At 43.7% G+C, this 13,004-nt stretch carries 16 protein-coding genes; 1 reads left to right on the top strand and 15 read right to left on the bottom strand.

Annotated elements, in window-relative coordinates; genetic code table 11:
• Nucleotides 1–69 precede the first annotated feature (69 nt).
• The 11 genes from CVP04_RS06160 to purM all read right to left on the bottom strand — a co-directional run bounded on the left by CVP04_RS06160 (nucleotide 70) and on the right by purM (nucleotide 8,519).
• A complete protein-coding gene (locus CVP04_RS06160; RefSeq protein WP_423738294.1) occupies nucleotides 70–357 on the bottom strand; it encodes a heavy-metal-associated domain-containing protein in 288 nt (95 codons plus the stop codon).
• Nucleotides 357–713 (bottom strand): hypothetical protein, encoded by a 357-nt coding sequence (locus tag CVP04_RS06155; RefSeq protein ID WP_100296636.1) that lies wholly within the window; start codon nucleotides 711–713, stop codon nucleotides 357–359. Before CVP04_RS06155 ends, CVP04_RS06160 begins: the two co-directional genes overlap by 1 nt.
• Entirely contained in the window at nucleotides 685–1,800 is a 1,116-nt protein-coding gene (locus tag CVP04_RS06150; protein ID WP_100296635.1) for a transglutaminase-like domain-containing protein, read from the bottom strand. The genes CVP04_RS06155 and CVP04_RS06150 overlap by 29 nt, the downstream gene beginning before the upstream one ends.
• Nucleotides 1,801–1,922: 122 nt before the next feature.
• The gene (locus CVP04_RS06145) at nucleotides 1,923–2,222 is read right to left on the bottom strand and encodes a HigA family addiction module antitoxin (RefSeq protein WP_100296634.1); all 300 of its coding nucleotides are present in this window, start codon (nucleotides 2,220–2,222) and stop codon (nucleotides 1,923–1,925) included.
• Nucleotides 2,223–2,543: 321 nt separating this feature from the next.
• Nucleotides 2,544–3,176 carry an HI_0552 family protein gene (locus tag CVP04_RS06140; protein ID WP_100296633.1) on the bottom strand — a complete coding sequence of 211 codons (633 nt, stop codon included), beginning with the start codon at nucleotides 3,174–3,176 and terminating at the stop codon, nucleotides 2,544–2,546.
• A gap of 96 nt (nucleotides 3,177–3,272) precedes the next feature.
• Nucleotides 3,273–4,091: a bis(5'-nucleosyl)-tetraphosphatase (symmetrical) ApaH gene (apaH, locus tag CVP04_RS06135; protein ID WP_100296632.1), complete on the bottom strand. Its 819-nt coding sequence runs from the start codon at nucleotides 4,089–4,091 to the stop codon at nucleotides 3,273–3,275.
• 3 nt (nucleotides 4,092–4,094) lie between these two features.
• Nucleotides 4,095–4,961 carry a 16S rRNA (adenine(1518)-N(6)/adenine(1519)-N(6))-dimethyltransferase RsmA gene (gene rsmA, locus CVP04_RS06130; protein WP_100296631.1) on the bottom strand — a complete coding sequence of 289 codons (867 nt, stop codon included), beginning with the start codon at nucleotides 4,959–4,961 and terminating at the stop codon, nucleotides 4,095–4,097.
• 211 nt (nucleotides 4,962–5,172) lie between these two features.
• Nucleotides 5,173–6,117 carry a peptidylprolyl isomerase gene (locus CVP04_RS06125; protein ID WP_100296630.1) on the bottom strand — a complete coding sequence of 315 codons (945 nt, stop codon included), beginning with the start codon at nucleotides 6,115–6,117 and terminating at the stop codon, nucleotides 5,173–5,175.
• 70 nt (nucleotides 6,118–6,187) lie between these two features.
• Nucleotides 6,188–6,727 carry a bifunctional pyr operon transcriptional regulator/uracil phosphoribosyltransferase PyrR gene (gene pyrR / locus CVP04_RS06120; RefSeq protein ID WP_100296629.1) on the bottom strand — a complete coding sequence of 180 codons (540 nt, stop codon included), beginning with the start codon at nucleotides 6,725–6,727 and terminating at the stop codon, nucleotides 6,188–6,190.
• Nucleotides 6,728–6,843: 116 nt separating this feature from the next.
• Nucleotides 6,844–7,482 (bottom strand): phosphoribosylglycinamide formyltransferase, encoded by a 639-nt coding sequence (gene purN, locus CVP04_RS06115; RefSeq protein WP_100296628.1) that lies wholly within the window; start codon nucleotides 7,480–7,482, stop codon nucleotides 6,844–6,846.
• Nucleotides 7,482–8,519, bottom strand: coding sequence for a phosphoribosylformylglycinamidine cyclo-ligase (gene purM / locus CVP04_RS06110; protein ID WP_100296627.1), 1,038 nt, complete (start codon nucleotides 8,517–8,519; stop codon nucleotides 7,482–7,484). The genes purN and purM overlap by 1 nt, the downstream gene beginning before the upstream one ends.
• A 229-nt stretch (nucleotides 8,520–8,748) precedes the next feature.
• Between purM and CVP04_RS06105 the strand changes: the two genes are divergently transcribed.
• Nucleotides 8,749–9,216: a surface-adhesin E family protein gene (locus CVP04_RS06105; RefSeq protein ID WP_100296626.1), complete on the top strand. Its 468-nt coding sequence runs from the start codon at nucleotides 8,749–8,751 to the stop codon at nucleotides 9,214–9,216.
• A 93-nt stretch (nucleotides 9,217–9,309) separates the two neighbouring features.
• Here the strand turns inward: CVP04_RS06105 and CVP04_RS06100 are convergent, their stop codons facing one another.
• The 4 genes from CVP04_RS06100 to CVP04_RS06085 all read right to left on the bottom strand — a co-directional run bounded on the left by CVP04_RS06100 (nucleotide 9,310) and on the right by CVP04_RS06085 (nucleotide 12,802).
• Entirely contained in the window at nucleotides 9,310–10,032 is a 723-nt protein-coding gene (locus CVP04_RS06100; RefSeq protein WP_100296625.1) for a TerC family protein, read from the bottom strand.
• Between the two features lie 70 nt (nucleotides 10,033–10,102).
• A complete protein-coding gene (gene mutH / locus CVP04_RS06095; protein WP_100296624.1) occupies nucleotides 10,103–10,768 on the bottom strand; it encodes a DNA mismatch repair endonuclease MutH in 666 nt (221 codons plus the stop codon).
• Between the two features lie 10 nt (nucleotides 10,769–10,778).
• A complete protein-coding gene (locus CVP04_RS06090) occupies nucleotides 10,779–11,318 on the bottom strand; it encodes a methylated-DNA--[protein]-cysteine S-methyltransferase (protein WP_100296623.1) in 540 nt (179 codons plus the stop codon).
• A 65-nt stretch (nucleotides 11,319–11,383) separates the two neighbouring features.
• On the bottom strand, nucleotides 11,384–12,802 hold the full coding sequence (locus tag CVP04_RS06085) for an outer membrane protein transport protein (RefSeq protein WP_100296622.1): 1,419 nt from the start codon (nucleotides 12,800–12,802) through the stop codon (nucleotides 11,384–11,386).
• Between the last annotated feature and the right edge of the window lie 202 nt (nucleotides 12,803–13,004).

Genomic DNA, 13,004 nt, shown 5'->3' with positions numbered 1-13,004 from the left:
TTATGGCGCTAGCGGTTCTCAGCCGCTCGATTTATTGCAAAGTGCGGTCGTTTTCACATTATTTTTAAGCTACTCCGTTTCAGTGATTTCGGCGGTATAATGTAATTTTTCGATAGCGTCGATTAATCGTTGATTATTCAGTGAATTCAACGCGATAACGTTGACCGAATGGGATTTTATATCCGCTTTGGTTGAGATCACTCCTTCTATCATTCGCAATTCTTTGTTCACCAAATAGGCGCAAAGTTGGCACGTCATTTCCGGAATTTGAAGTTTTAGGTGTTTTTCCGTTTCCGCCGCAGCGAACCCGCTATATGAAAGCAACAAAAGCGCCGACATAATCAATCTGTTAAACATTATTCCTCCAAAAACCAAGGTAATATTGTGGGATAAAACAAGAAAAATAAAATAACGATAAAGGTTATACCGTATAAAACCATTAAGCCGTTACGCGAAATATACTTCGTGCAAAGAATTTTCTTAGAAAAAAACAGTAACCATACGCCGTAAGCAAATATGCCCAATGACAAAATCAACATTGGTATACGCAAGAAATCAAGTTGATCCAAACGCACCAACCAAACGGACGATACGCCGAATAACAAATAAATCAGCGGCGCAATGCAGCATAATGTTGACATAACCGCTGCAAAAACAGCGGTTACACATAGCGCGATAATACGATTATTGTAATTTTTTAGAGATAAATTCATATTTAAATTCTTTCGGTTCAAAGAAATTTAACGGATCTCCACCGACTTCCGCATAAGGATAGCCGAAATTGTTTAATTCCGTCATTACTCCGGCGGGATAAAGTTCAAAATCGCGCGCATAATTGAAACCGACCCAGTTCATTTCCCAATTACCGAACAAATAATCGGCGACGGCAAGCGTATCCTGATCATCAACGGCTTTTTTCTCCGCTAAGCGCATTTTCGCCACATCGGCGCTATCGACTGGCACCCAGCCGAATCCCGCTAAATAAAATTCCGCGCGACAATGTTGACCGCCGCTGACATTGGCGACACCGTTTTCATCCGCGCTACCGAATGCGCCCTTGGAATATTGCTGCATTTTCGGCGCCGCCCCTAAACGCACGCCGAACACTTCTCTGGCGGGAATATTCACCGCACGCGCCAATGCGACAAAGACCGAATTAATATCGGTACACTTCCCTTTAAGCACGCCTGTGGTTAAGATTTTTTCCACATCACCGTCACCACAACCCAATACGGAATTATCCCGTTCCATATTTTGCACAATCCATTGATGAATTAATTCGGCTTTTTTCAACGGATTAGTTTCGTTACCGACGATTTTGTCCGCGTATTCCTTAACAATACCGTCCGTTTTAATATGCGCGGTCGGTTGTAAATATTGTTGAACGTCAACGGAATAATGAATGGTTTCGGGCGGTGTATAATCCGCCAACAGACCGGATTTTTTCACTTCACGATCTTTGGTTAAAATCACTAAAGTCACTTTCAAATCGCGTTTATCGGCATTTTCATCCCAACGTGCGAACAAAGTTTTCGCGCCATAAGTATTATTTTCCGTCACATAGGCTTGTTGATAATTCCCTTCGAATCGAACGAATTTCACCGTTTGGTATTCATTATTAAACGGCAACGGAACCCATAGTTTCGTCTCGCCTTTCGAGCCTTGCGGCGCGACCAAATCAAAAGTTTCGGTTAATTCGTAAGTATGCGAATCGGTATGATAATCGGAATAATGTTGTGCAACGGAAGGCAAAGTGAAAAGCGCACCGAAAAGTGCGGTGAAAAAAAGCGGTTTTTTCATAGATTAATCCTTTAAGTATAAACAGAACTTGTCATATAACTTTGTTAATGCCGAACAGATAACGGACATCACCTTTCCAGCATAACGGAAAAAGAGGAAAAAGCAATCTTATAAATAAAATATTATGAGTTATAAACGACTTGCCCGAATTCAAACCGCTTAACCAAAGGCACGGTGCGTTTTTGCTTTAATTGCCAAACATCATAATTAGTCTGTAAAGAAAGCCATAATCTTGCCGTACTGATACCGGCATCTTCTAACGCTAAAGCTAAATTTGCGGTCATAGGTGTTTTAGCATTAATTACCCTTGATAACATTTCGCGAGAAAATCCTAAATGTTCGGCGAGATCTTTGATTTTAATATTGTTCGGTTCAATAAAACCGTCATACAAAATTTCACCCGGATGTGATGGTTTACGCATTCTTTTCTCCTAATGATAATCTTCGTAATTCAAAATATAAGCATCACCATTGATAAATTTAATCATAAAGGTTACTTAATATTAGAGCGTGTTGATCTTTTAAGAACAAAATTCATATTAAATTAAACTTGTTATCCGACAGCGACCATAGGTCGCAATCGGTTAATTATAAGTTGGCGGCTTTGCCACCATAAAATGAGCGGCAAAGCCGCTTACTTATGATTAACCTAGTACGGCTTTGCCGTGCTAGGATAAAAAAGTAGTATTTTTTGCTTAAATACCAAACTCAAAAGATCAACAAGTCCTAAGCTAACAAATATATTAACAATGACATTTTTCATACAACGGCATCAATTCCTCTATCGTCTGCACAATAAACGCCACCGTATCGATCCGATCGATCTCCGCTTTTTCGATATTTTTACCAATGCAATAAAAACTGTTTTCATCTTTAAGCTGTAAATCTTGTTCCGAAAGTGTTTTTACCAAAGGAAAATCCGCATATTCGCTTTCATCGCCTTGCCAAAGTTCAAAATCTTGATAACGGTTAAAATCAAAATTTTCCAGCCATTGATTATATTGCGGAAGTCGAATCTGCGAGCGATCCGCTCTATAGCAATGCCAATCCAAGCAAACTTGTAAGCGACGGCGATTTAAAATCACCGACAAAATCGCGGCGGAATTTTTGTTAAATTCATATTTAAAATAAGCGAAAAAATGCGCCCGCACTTGCCAACCGTTGCACCATTTTTCAATGTGCGGTTCGGCAAAAGGCGCGCCCAGTCGGTTTGATACGGCAAGAATGGTGCGTTTCCAATTTTCCCATTCCCGTTTGTAATCCGCTTTAATTTGCGGGATGGTTTCCGGTGCGAACTTTTTCAGTTGGGAAAATTGAAAAAAAGGAATGTTAAATAGCTCACAGGATTGAGCGGTAATGTAATCTAATTGAGACATTAGTTTTCCTGATTTATTTAAGATAAAGGGTGGCAAAGCCACCCACCTATAAGTAACCGATTACGACGAAGTCGTTGTCGGATCATAGTATAAAAATTAATAATTTTTCACCGCACTTTGGCTGAAATACTGCCTATCTTCCCAGCGCAACATTGTCATTCGATTGCCCCAAACGCAACCGGTATCCAGTGCGTAAATATTTTCCGGCGTCGGCGTATCCACCAAACTCGCCCAATGCCCGAAAACTAGATTTTGCGTTTTAAACAGCGGATTATCCGAATTAAACCAAGGTGTAAGTTCCGGCGGTGCTTGGTCAACGGGCGCTTTGCAGGCGAAATCCAAGCGATGATCAAGATAACAAAAACGCATACGCGTGAATACGTTAATGCTGTAACGTAAGCGCTCTAAGCCTTGTAGTTCCGGCGACCAGCGATCAGGCAGGCTGTCATACATATTGCTGATTAAATAATGATAATCGCCCTGTTGTAATTCCTGTTCCACTTCTTTGGCGCAGGCTTTTGCCGTGGCGAGATCCCAATCGGGCGAAATGCCGGCGTGGGTCATCACGAAATCCGATTCTTCGTTATACACCAACAAAGGTTGGTGACGTAGCCAGTTAATTAATTCGGCAAAATCCGGCGCGTTGAAAATGGCATCGACCCGATCTTTCGGTTTGACTTTTTTAATCCCAAGTGCGGTGGAAATTAAATGCAAATCGTGATTACCCAATACGGTTTGTGCCGAATCGCCAAGCGATTTCACCAAACGCAAACATTCCAGCGATTTATCGCCGCGCGCCACTAAATCGCCGGTTAAATAAAGTTTGTCTTGATTCGGATCGAATTGAACTTTATCTAACAATAGCTGTAATTCGTCATAACAGCCTTGCAAATCGCCGACTAAATAAGTTGCCATAATTTATTCCGTTTCGTTATCCGCTATTTCATCACGATTCGTATCCGCCGGCGGATTATCCGCAAGCCAGTTGGCAAGACGGGCATAATCGGCAATGGATAAATTCTCGGCCCGCGCATTAAGATCGATACCAAGTGCGGTCAAATTTTCCGCAGAAAATAAGGTGGAAAGTGCGTTGCGTAAGGTTTTGCGACGCTGATTGAACGCTTGCGTAGTTACGCGATTAAGCCAATATAAATCCTTCACCGGATGCGGTAAGACGCTATGCGGAATTAAACGCACCACGGCGGAATCCACTTTCGGCGCCGGTTTAAACGAGCTCGGCGGTACTTCTAAGACGGGCATTACTTGGCAAAAATATTGCGCCATAATGGTTAAGCGTCCGTAAGCTTTGCTGTTCGGCGCGGCGCATAGGCGTTTCACCACTTCTTTTTGCAACATAAAATGCATATCTTGAATGATGTGATGATATTTGAATAAATGGAACATCAACGGCGTCGAAATGTTATAAGGCAAATTGCCGAATACGCGCAATTTTTGATTTTTCTCCGCCAATTTTTCATCCGTATAGAGTCGTTCGAAATCAAATTGCATTGCGTCGGTTTCGATGACGTTAAGTTTTTGATGTAAAAACGAATGATGACGTAAACGTTCGGCAAGATCGCGATCCAGCTCCACCACGGTTAAACGATCGACTTTTTCGGCAACAGGTTCGGTTAATGCGCCTAACCCCGGTCCGATTTCAACTAAAAATTGATCTTTTTGCGGATAAATCGCCGCAACAATGCCGTAAATCACGCTCTCATCGTGTAAAAAGTTTTGTCCGAAACGCTTACGCGCGGTATGGCCTAAATGTCTGTTTGAATTCATCAAATATCTACCTTATGGTTGAAACCCCGCCATTTACGGCGGATAATTTAATTGGAAGAGGCGTAACCTCTTCCAATTCAGGGCAACACATAGGGTCTCGCTCTTGTGATGCTCTGTGTGTTGAAACATATTTGCTCAATAAAATAAAAAAATTTGCCGTTATTATAAAACAAAATCCCGACATTTGCGTCGGGATTTCACAAGCTTTCGCTTAGTTAAAATATTTTACGTCAGCGTGTTTACGCAAGGCGCTCACCCAGTCTTTCGACGCTTCTTTTAATTGCTTGTTGACGATTTCTTCGTAAGCTTTTTGCATATAGGCTTCTTGCGTTCTATCGCCCTCGCGCGTATCCGTCACTTCCAAAATATGCCAGCCGAATTCCGTTTTAAACGGTGCGGAAATCGTGCCTTTTTTAGTGGTTTGGATTGCTTTGGCAAAAGGTTCTACATAAGCTTCCGGAAAGGAGAAGCCTAAATTCCCGCCGTTCGCACCGGATAAATAATCTTTCGAATATTGTAACGCCGCTTGTTCAAACGTGGTTTTGCCGGATTGAATATCCGCACGAATTTGGCTCAGTTGCGCTTTAGCTTGGGCATCATTTAATAGCGGATTTAATTTCAACAAAATATGACGAGTTTGATATTCGGTTCCGGTCACTTTCTTTTCAGTGCCTTTTTCTCTCGCTTGTTGCAACATTTTTTGTCCTAATTCCTGCACTTCTTCGCGGGAAATATCGACGCTTTTACCAATCGCTTGGTTGCGCACCTCGGACATTAACAACTGATTAGCAATTTGTTGGCGATAACGTTGATAGCTGATACCTTGATAATCCAACGCATCCAATAATTGCCCGAAAGTTAAGCCGTTTTGCGCCGCAATTCCTTCGATAATGCGATCTACTTGCGCATAATTGACTTTTACGCCGGATTCTTTAATCGCTTGGTTAACCAAAATATCGTCAATAATCGAATTCAACGCTGCTTGACGATTGACCTCGCTATTCGCTTTTTTGCCTAATGCACGTTTTACCTGACTTTCCAAAATCGGCGCGCCGTTTACCGTAGCGACCACACGTTCCGCCGCTTGTGCACCGGTTGAGAAGGCGAATAATCCGAGAATGCCGAACAACACGGCTCTTAAATGAGATGCTTTCATACTTATTCCGTTATTAAGTTAAAAATCACGATACTTAGAGTGTTAATTTACCAAAAGGTTCAGGATTTTATTAAGAAAGTAGCGCCACTTCATAACAATTATCAAATTTCATCGTGCGCACTTGAATTTTCTCGTTGCGACTGGTCGGCACATTTTTGCCCACATAATCGGCGCGAATCGGCAATTCGCGATGACCGCGATCGACAAAAATCACCAATTCCACTTTTGCCGCCCGTCCGAAATCGATTAACGCATCCAGCGCCGCGCGAATGGTTCTGCCGGTGAATAAAACGTCATCGATTAAAATCACGGTTTTATTTTGGATGCTGATGTAATGCGATGCGCCGCTATATATCGGCGATTGACTTTGCGGCTCGACATATTCCAAATCGTCTCTATAAAAAGTAATATCCAAGTCGATGGAAGGCAATTCCGTGCCGGTTAAATCGGTAATTTTACGTTTGATTAATTCGGCGATTTCCGCGCCGCGACGTTTAACGCCGACAATCACTAAATCGTTTAAATCTTGGTGTTTTTCAATAATTTCGTGTGCAATGCGTGAAATGGTGCGAATAAATTGTCCTTCATCAATGATGATTTTTTCAACCATAATCCTATCCTACAAAACAATAAAAAAATTTTTCGCTACTATATCAAAAATCGACACAAAAATATGCTTAATTTTCACCGCACTTGACATAAAAAAATCTCAGTCGAAACTGAGATTTATTCCGTGGCATAACCGTTTTCCGGCAAAATTTGATGATCTAAATAAGCGCGGCCGTCAAGGCACGTCAGGCGATCTTGCGCCAGCCATTTAATCACCAAAGGATACAGCTGAATTTCCTGCGCTTTTACCCGTTCTTCCACGTCTTCAACGTCATCGTCGGGAAAAATAGGCACTTTCGCTTGTACGATCACCGCGCCGCCATCCACTTCTTCATTGACGAAATGCACGGTGGTGCCGTGTTCGGTTTCACCTGCTGCCATTGCCCGACGATAAGTATCCAACCCCGGATATTTCGGCAGCAAGGAAGGATGAACATTGACGATTCGCCCTTCAAAGCGACGAATAAATGCGGGCGTTAGAATTTTCATATAGCCCGCTAATATAATAAAATCCGCCTGTAAGGATTGAATATAGTCGCCGATCGCCGCATCCATCGCAACATTGTCCGCATAATCGCGACGCAAAAAAACTTGCGTAGAAATACCCGCACTTTTCGCGCGCTGCAAACCGAAAGCATCGGCTTTATTGCTGATCACCGCGCTGATTTGCGCCGGCACGAAACCGCCGGCGCAAGCGTCGATGATCGCTTGCAAATTCAATCCTTGACCGGAAATTAAAACGACAATTTTCTTCATTAGCGAATAACGACTTGCTGCTCGCCTTCCGCCGCGTGATCAATATGACCGATAACCCACGCGTTTTCGCCCGCTTGGTGCAATAAGCCCAATGCGGTTTCCACATCTTCTTGCGGTAAGGCGATAATCATCCCCACGCCGCAGTTAAAAGTGCGGTACATTTCATAGGTGTCGATATTGCCTTTTTCCTGCAACCATTTAAATACCGGCTGCCATTCCCAGCTTTTCTCATCGATCACAGCTTTTACCGAAGGCGGTAAAACGCGCGGGATATTTTCCCAGAAACCGCCGCCGGTTAAGTGCGCAATAGCGTGTACGTCCGCGTGTTTAATTAATTGCAAGACGGATTTTACATAAATTTTTGTCGGCGCAAGCACTTGATCCGCCAATAATTTTCCGTCTAACATTTCTTCGGCGGGATTCGCACCGGCAACGTCGATGACTTTACGAATCAAAGAATAACCGTTTGAATGAGGCCCGCTGGAACCTAACGCGATTAATGCATCGCCCGCTTTTACACGATTACCGTCGATGATTTCCGATTTTTCCACCACACCGACGCAAAAACCGGCTAAATCGTAATCACCCGCGTGATACATTCCCGGCATTTCCGCCGTTTCGCCGCCGACCAAGGCGCAACCGGATTGTTCGCAACCGTTGGCGATACCTTTGATCACGCTTGCGGCGACATCCACGTCCAATTTGCCCGTTGCGTAATAATCTAAGAAAAACAAAGGTTCCGCACCTTGCACGACCAAATCGTTGACACACATTGCGACCAAATCGATCCCGATCGTATCGTGTTTATTCAAATCAATCGCCAAACGCAATTTGGTTCCGACACCGTCGGTTCCCGAAACCAAAATCGGTTCTTTATATTTACTCGGCAATGCACATAATGCGCCGAATCCGCCAAGACCGCCGATCACTTCCGGACGCGCGGTACGTTTTACATCGGCTTTAATTTTTTCGACCAATGCATTGCCCGCATTAATATCTACGCCGGCGTCTTTATAACTTAATGATGGTTTACTCACGATTGCTGTTTCCTATTTAATTACCCAAATATTACGGTCGGTTATTGTAGCACGGCAAAGCAATCGTTTGCGATAAATTTATAACAATAGAAATAATTTTTTCCGTTTCGCAAAATCGACGAAAATCAAGCGGAATTTTCCGTGTAAAAGCCTGCATTTCAATTAGATATTCGCGGCAAAATATGCCACAATAAGATAACCTTGATAATAAAGGTTTAAGGAGTTCAAAATGAAAAAACTAGGTTTAGCGCTCAGTGTCATCTTTTTAACTGCTTGTACCACGCAACCCGTTCAACCGCCGCCGGATGTCAAACTCACACCGCCGAAAATCACCAAAGCCGGTTACGTTAAGCTGGCGCAAGATGCGGAATATTACGTCGATAGCGCTTCCATTTGGCAAGACAACGAGGACAAGCGATTAATTCATTTTGATGCGGTCATCAACTCGGATAAAGGATTATTCGTTTACAAAGACAAACCGGAACTTTACGCCAAATCTTTGCGTCAATATAAAATCTTAAATTGCGAAAGTCTCCGGCTCACCCAAGTGAGAACCGATTACTATACGGAATTTTGGGGTGAAGGCACGCGCGCGGCACCGAAACGTCAACAAAAATATACCGTGACGCTGCAAAAAAATTCATCGCTTTATATTTTAAGCCAAGTGATTTGTGCCAATATGTATCGAAGTTGGTAATGTGACAAAAGGCGAAAATAGCCTTTTATCAACACGATGATTCATAGCAAAAGTGCGGTTATTTCACCGCACTTTTTTATTGAGAGCATTAAATTAAGGTTTGGCAATCAAACGTTTACGCATTTTGATATTGATCATTTCCACCACAACGGAGAAGCCCATTGCGAAATAAATGTAGCCTTTCGGAATGTGGAAATCTAGACTTTCGCCGATTAACGCTACGCCGACCAAAATCAGGAAAGACAGCGCCAATACTTTTAACGTCGGATGACTTTCGACAAAATCGCCGATCGGTTTCGCCGCCAACATCATCACCAACACCGCTAAAATAATGGCGATAATCATTACTTCGATCTGGCTGACCATTCCCACGGCGGTAATCACGGAATCCAGCGAGAACACGATATCCAACACGGCGATTTGCGCTAAGATGCTGAAAAAATTCGCTTTTTTCACCGCACTTTGTTCTCCGCTCTCTTCCGGTGTCATTGCGTGGTGAATTTCGTGCGTACTCTTGGCGACTAAGAATAAACCGCCGATTAATAAAATCAAATCGCGACCGGAGATTTCTTGTTCGAACGCAACGAATAAAGGTGCGGTTAATTTCATCAACCAAGAAAGCGACAGCAATAATAAAATCCGCGTGCCCATTGCCAAACCCAAACCGAGAATACGTCCGGATTGGCGTTGTTGTTCGGGTAAACGTCCGACTAAAATGCTGATAAAAATAATATTATCGATACCAAGTACAATTTCTAACGAGGTCAAGGTAAGTAAGGCAATCCACGCCTCCGGACTTGCCATCCAATCAAACATAATTAAAGTTCCTTAAATTAAAAGCGGTGTCAAATCATATCGGGTTATATAAGAAATGAAAAGCGAGAAATTACCTTTGCGCTAAAAATTGTTGCAAGATTTCGCCGGTAAATTCTTTACGCAAATAAAAACCGAGCGGTAAGGTGTCGATAATTTGTCCGTTTTTGCCGATTCCTTTGGTTAGCGCTTTGCTGTTGGCGCCTTTCGGTCGCAGTTGTAACACTTCGCCCAAGCGCGCGTTAATCCGGTCGATTTGCCCAAGCACGATATAATCCATTAATTCTTCCCAATCTTGTTTTAGACGACGTTCTTGTTCGGCGCTCGGTTGCCACAAAATCGGTGCGCCGATACGGCGTTCGTGCAAGGGAATATGCCGTTCGCCTTCAATGGGAATCCACAACACTTTGGAAAGTTTATGCCGAACGTGCGAATGTTCCCAAATAATGCCGCTGTTTTGAATTAAAGGCGCAAGGCTGACAAAAGTGGTTTCCAACGGTTTGCCTTGGGCGTTAATCGGGATTGTTTTCAGTTCAATGCCTAAATGGGCGAAATCTTGCTCTGCTTTGCTGCCCGCCGCTGCGCCCAAAGCGGTTTCGATTAACATCCCTACCCAGCCTTTGTCGCGTTTCAAATCGGGCGGCACACTGAGGCGTAATTCGGCGGCTAATTCGCCGAAGGTTAATCCGGCAATGGATTGGGCGCGATCGAGCAACTCGTTTTCTGTTATCGGAGTCATAAAAGTGCGGTCAGTTTTGGTATTTTTTTAATAATTTTTGTTTCACAAATTCCACGCCTTTGTCCGCATAACTCACGCCTTCCAACTGCAATAATGCGCGTTTCATCGGTAGTCCGCCGCCGAAACCGGTAAGCTGTTTTTGTTTTCCCAACACGCGATGGCAAGGAATGATAATACTGATCGGATTGCGTCCCACCGCACCGCCGACGGCACGCACGGCGTTCGGGTTATCAATCTGTGCCGCCAACTCGCCATAGCTGCTGAATTGTCCGTATCGAATGCGACGCAGTGCATCCCAAATCCGTTGTTGAAACGGCGTACCTTGCGGATTAAGCGGAATATCGTGAAAATCTTCCTTTTCACCGTTAAAATAACGGGTCAATGCGGCTTTTACCTGCAAAAAGAGCGGTAGATTTTCATTAAGTTTCCATTTCGGATTCGGCGCCATTTGCTCCAACTCGCAATCCAAATGGGTTAATTGATCATTTTGTCCGATCATCAATAACCGTCCGACCGGCGATTGATAATAGCAATAATAAATATCCGTCATCGTGATTTCCTCAAAAAAATAAGCCTATCCGAAGATAGGCTTATTATCCGACAAATTGCGTCAAATTAGAAACTGTAATTAACGTTTAATCCGTAAAGATTCGCACGCGCGCGGGATTCGTAATCGGCTTTCACCACCACTAAACCGCCGGCGATATTTTGCGTTTCGGTAAATTTAAGTTTTTTACCGCGTAAATGTGCAAAGCCGAAATCGACGGATAAATCCGGTGTGAATTTATAGGTCGCACCAAGGCTGTACCAAGTACGATCCGTATCCGGAATGGATGCGCTCGAATTTTCGCCTGCGGCGGATTCATCATATGCGATACCGGCGCGTAGGGCTAATTTGTCGTTCACATCATAAGTCGCACCTAATGCAATGCGTGACGTATCGGTATATTTTTCATCTTTATGGAAAGCCAAACCGCCGTTTGCCAAAGTGCCGTCTTCATAAGTCGCGTGTAAGCTTTGTAAGCGGCTCCATTTTGTGTATTTATAGCTATAGTGCATTGCGAATTTATCGGTTAATTGGTGGAAACCGGAGACTTCGACATAATCAGGTAAATTTAAAGTTAAACCGCCTCTTCCTACGTGAGCGCGAGTGCCGTAAGGCAAGTAACTGACCGCGGTATTGTCTTTAAAATCAATATCGATTTTAGAATGATATGCCACGCCGATACGGTTACGTTCGTTAAATTCATACACGGCGCCCACATTCCAACCGAAGCCCCACGCGTTTTTGTCTTGCAGATGCGTCAACACCGTATCTGCATCCACTTGCGCGCCTAAAGCGCCTAAACGCGACATTAAACCAGTTGACGGAATGCCCGCAGCGGCAACGTTACGCGCGATTTTCGCTTGAAGTTGAGAATCCGTGGCAATGTTGTTAATCGCCGTGTCTAAAATTCCCGCATTACGCGCCACTTTCGCTTTGGCATAAACTGCGTTCACGCCCGCACCAAAGCTTAATCCTTGGGTGACACGATATGAACCGCTTAAGTTTAAGTTCACCGCGCTCAATTCGGTTTTTCCGCCGAATACGCCGGCGGCATAATCGCTTTCGTATTCGCTTTTTAAGCCGAAGTTAACGTTCATTCCGCCGCCGATAGCGAATTTATCATTAATCGGTGCGACAAAATACATATTCGGCACAAGCGAACCCGGCACGACGCTTTCTTTATTCGCGCTTTCTTTCGCCGCTTCCACGCCGACCACGCTCGCCGTAACATCGCCCGACATACGGATTTTCGAATGAACATATACGCCGCCGGCGGTGAATTGTTTGGTTTTGAATAAGCTCATTAACGCCGGATTGGTCGCCACCACGCCGGCATTATCCGCAATCGCCGCTTCACCGGCATACGCACGACCCAAACCACTGGTCGAAACTTCCGCTAATTGGAACGCCGCCGCCTGAACGCCGCCCGCAGCCATTAATAATGCGGAAGAAAGAAAAATTTTAGTAAAGAAATTCGTTTTTTTCATTATGTGCTAACCTTTGTAATTTGCAGTGTCTTAATAAAAATCCGTTGGATTGTAAAGGAAAGCGAAACGGCAACGCAAACTAAATTAAGTTCCCAAGATAGTCGTCAGACCAGTGATTTTTCGACGCCGTTAATAAATAATGCAAAAAAATAACCGCACTTTCGGCAATAGGCGCAAAAGTGCGGTCATATTTTTTCAGATT

Origin of the sequence: Caviibacterium pharyngocola (assembly GCF_002795405.1) — a bacterium.
Taxonomy (GTDB): domain Bacteria; phylum Pseudomonadota; class Gammaproteobacteria; order Enterobacterales; family Pasteurellaceae; genus Caviibacterium; species Caviibacterium pharyngocola.
This window is presented reverse-complemented; position numbering and strand designations above follow the sequence as displayed.

Coding starts and splice junctions, on each gene's coding strand:
- CVP04_RS06145 (WP_100296634.1), bottom strand. CDS start 2,222: ATGCGTAAACCATCACATCCGGGTGAAATTTTGTATGACGGTTTTATT.
- mutH (WP_100296624.1), bottom strand. CDS start 10,768: ATGACTCCGATAACAGAAAACGAGTTGCTCGATCGCGCCCAATCCATT.
- apaH (WP_100296632.1), bottom strand. CDS start 4,091: ATGGCAACTTATTTAGTCGGCGATTTGCAAGGCTGTTATGACGAATTA.
- CVP04_RS06150 (WP_100296635.1), bottom strand. CDS start 1,800: ATGAAAAAACCGCTTTTTTTCACCGCACTTTTCGGTGCGCTTTTCACT.
- CVP04_RS06125 (WP_100296630.1), bottom strand. CDS start 6,117: ATGAAAGCATCTCATTTAAGAGCCGTGTTGTTCGGCATTCTCGGATTA.
- CVP04_RS06100 (WP_100296625.1), bottom strand. CDS start 10,032: ATGTTTGATTGGATGGCAAGTCCGGAGGCGTGGATTGCCTTACTTACC.
- CVP04_RS06085 (WP_100296622.1), bottom strand. CDS start 12,802: ATGAAAAAAACGAATTTCTTTACTAAAATTTTTCTTTCTTCCGCATTA.
- CVP04_RS06160 (WP_423738294.1), bottom strand. CDS start 357: ATGTTTAACAGATTGATTATGTCGGCGCTTTTGTTGCTTTCATATAGC.
- CVP04_RS06105 (WP_100296626.1), top strand. CDS start 8,749: ATGAAAAAACTAGGTTTAGCGCTCAGTGTCATCTTTTTAACTGCTTGT.
- rsmA (WP_100296631.1), bottom strand. CDS start 4,961: ATGAATTCAAACAGACATTTAGGCCATACCGCGCGTAAGCGTTTCGGA.
- CVP04_RS06090 (WP_100296623.1), bottom strand. CDS start 11,318: ATGACGGATATTTATTATTGCTATTATCAATCGCCGGTCGGACGGTTA.
- CVP04_RS06155 (WP_100296636.1), bottom strand. CDS start 713: ATGAATTTATCTCTAAAAAATTACAATAATCGTATTATCGCGCTATGT.
- pyrR (WP_100296629.1), bottom strand. CDS start 6,727: ATGGTTGAAAAAATCATCATTGATGAAGGACAATTTATTCGCACCATT.
- CVP04_RS06140 (WP_100296633.1), bottom strand. CDS start 3,176: ATGTCTCAATTAGATTACATTACCGCTCAATCCTGTGAGCTATTTAAC.
- purN (WP_100296628.1), bottom strand. CDS start 7,482: ATGAAGAAAATTGTCGTTTTAATTTCCGGTCAAGGATTGAATTTGCAA.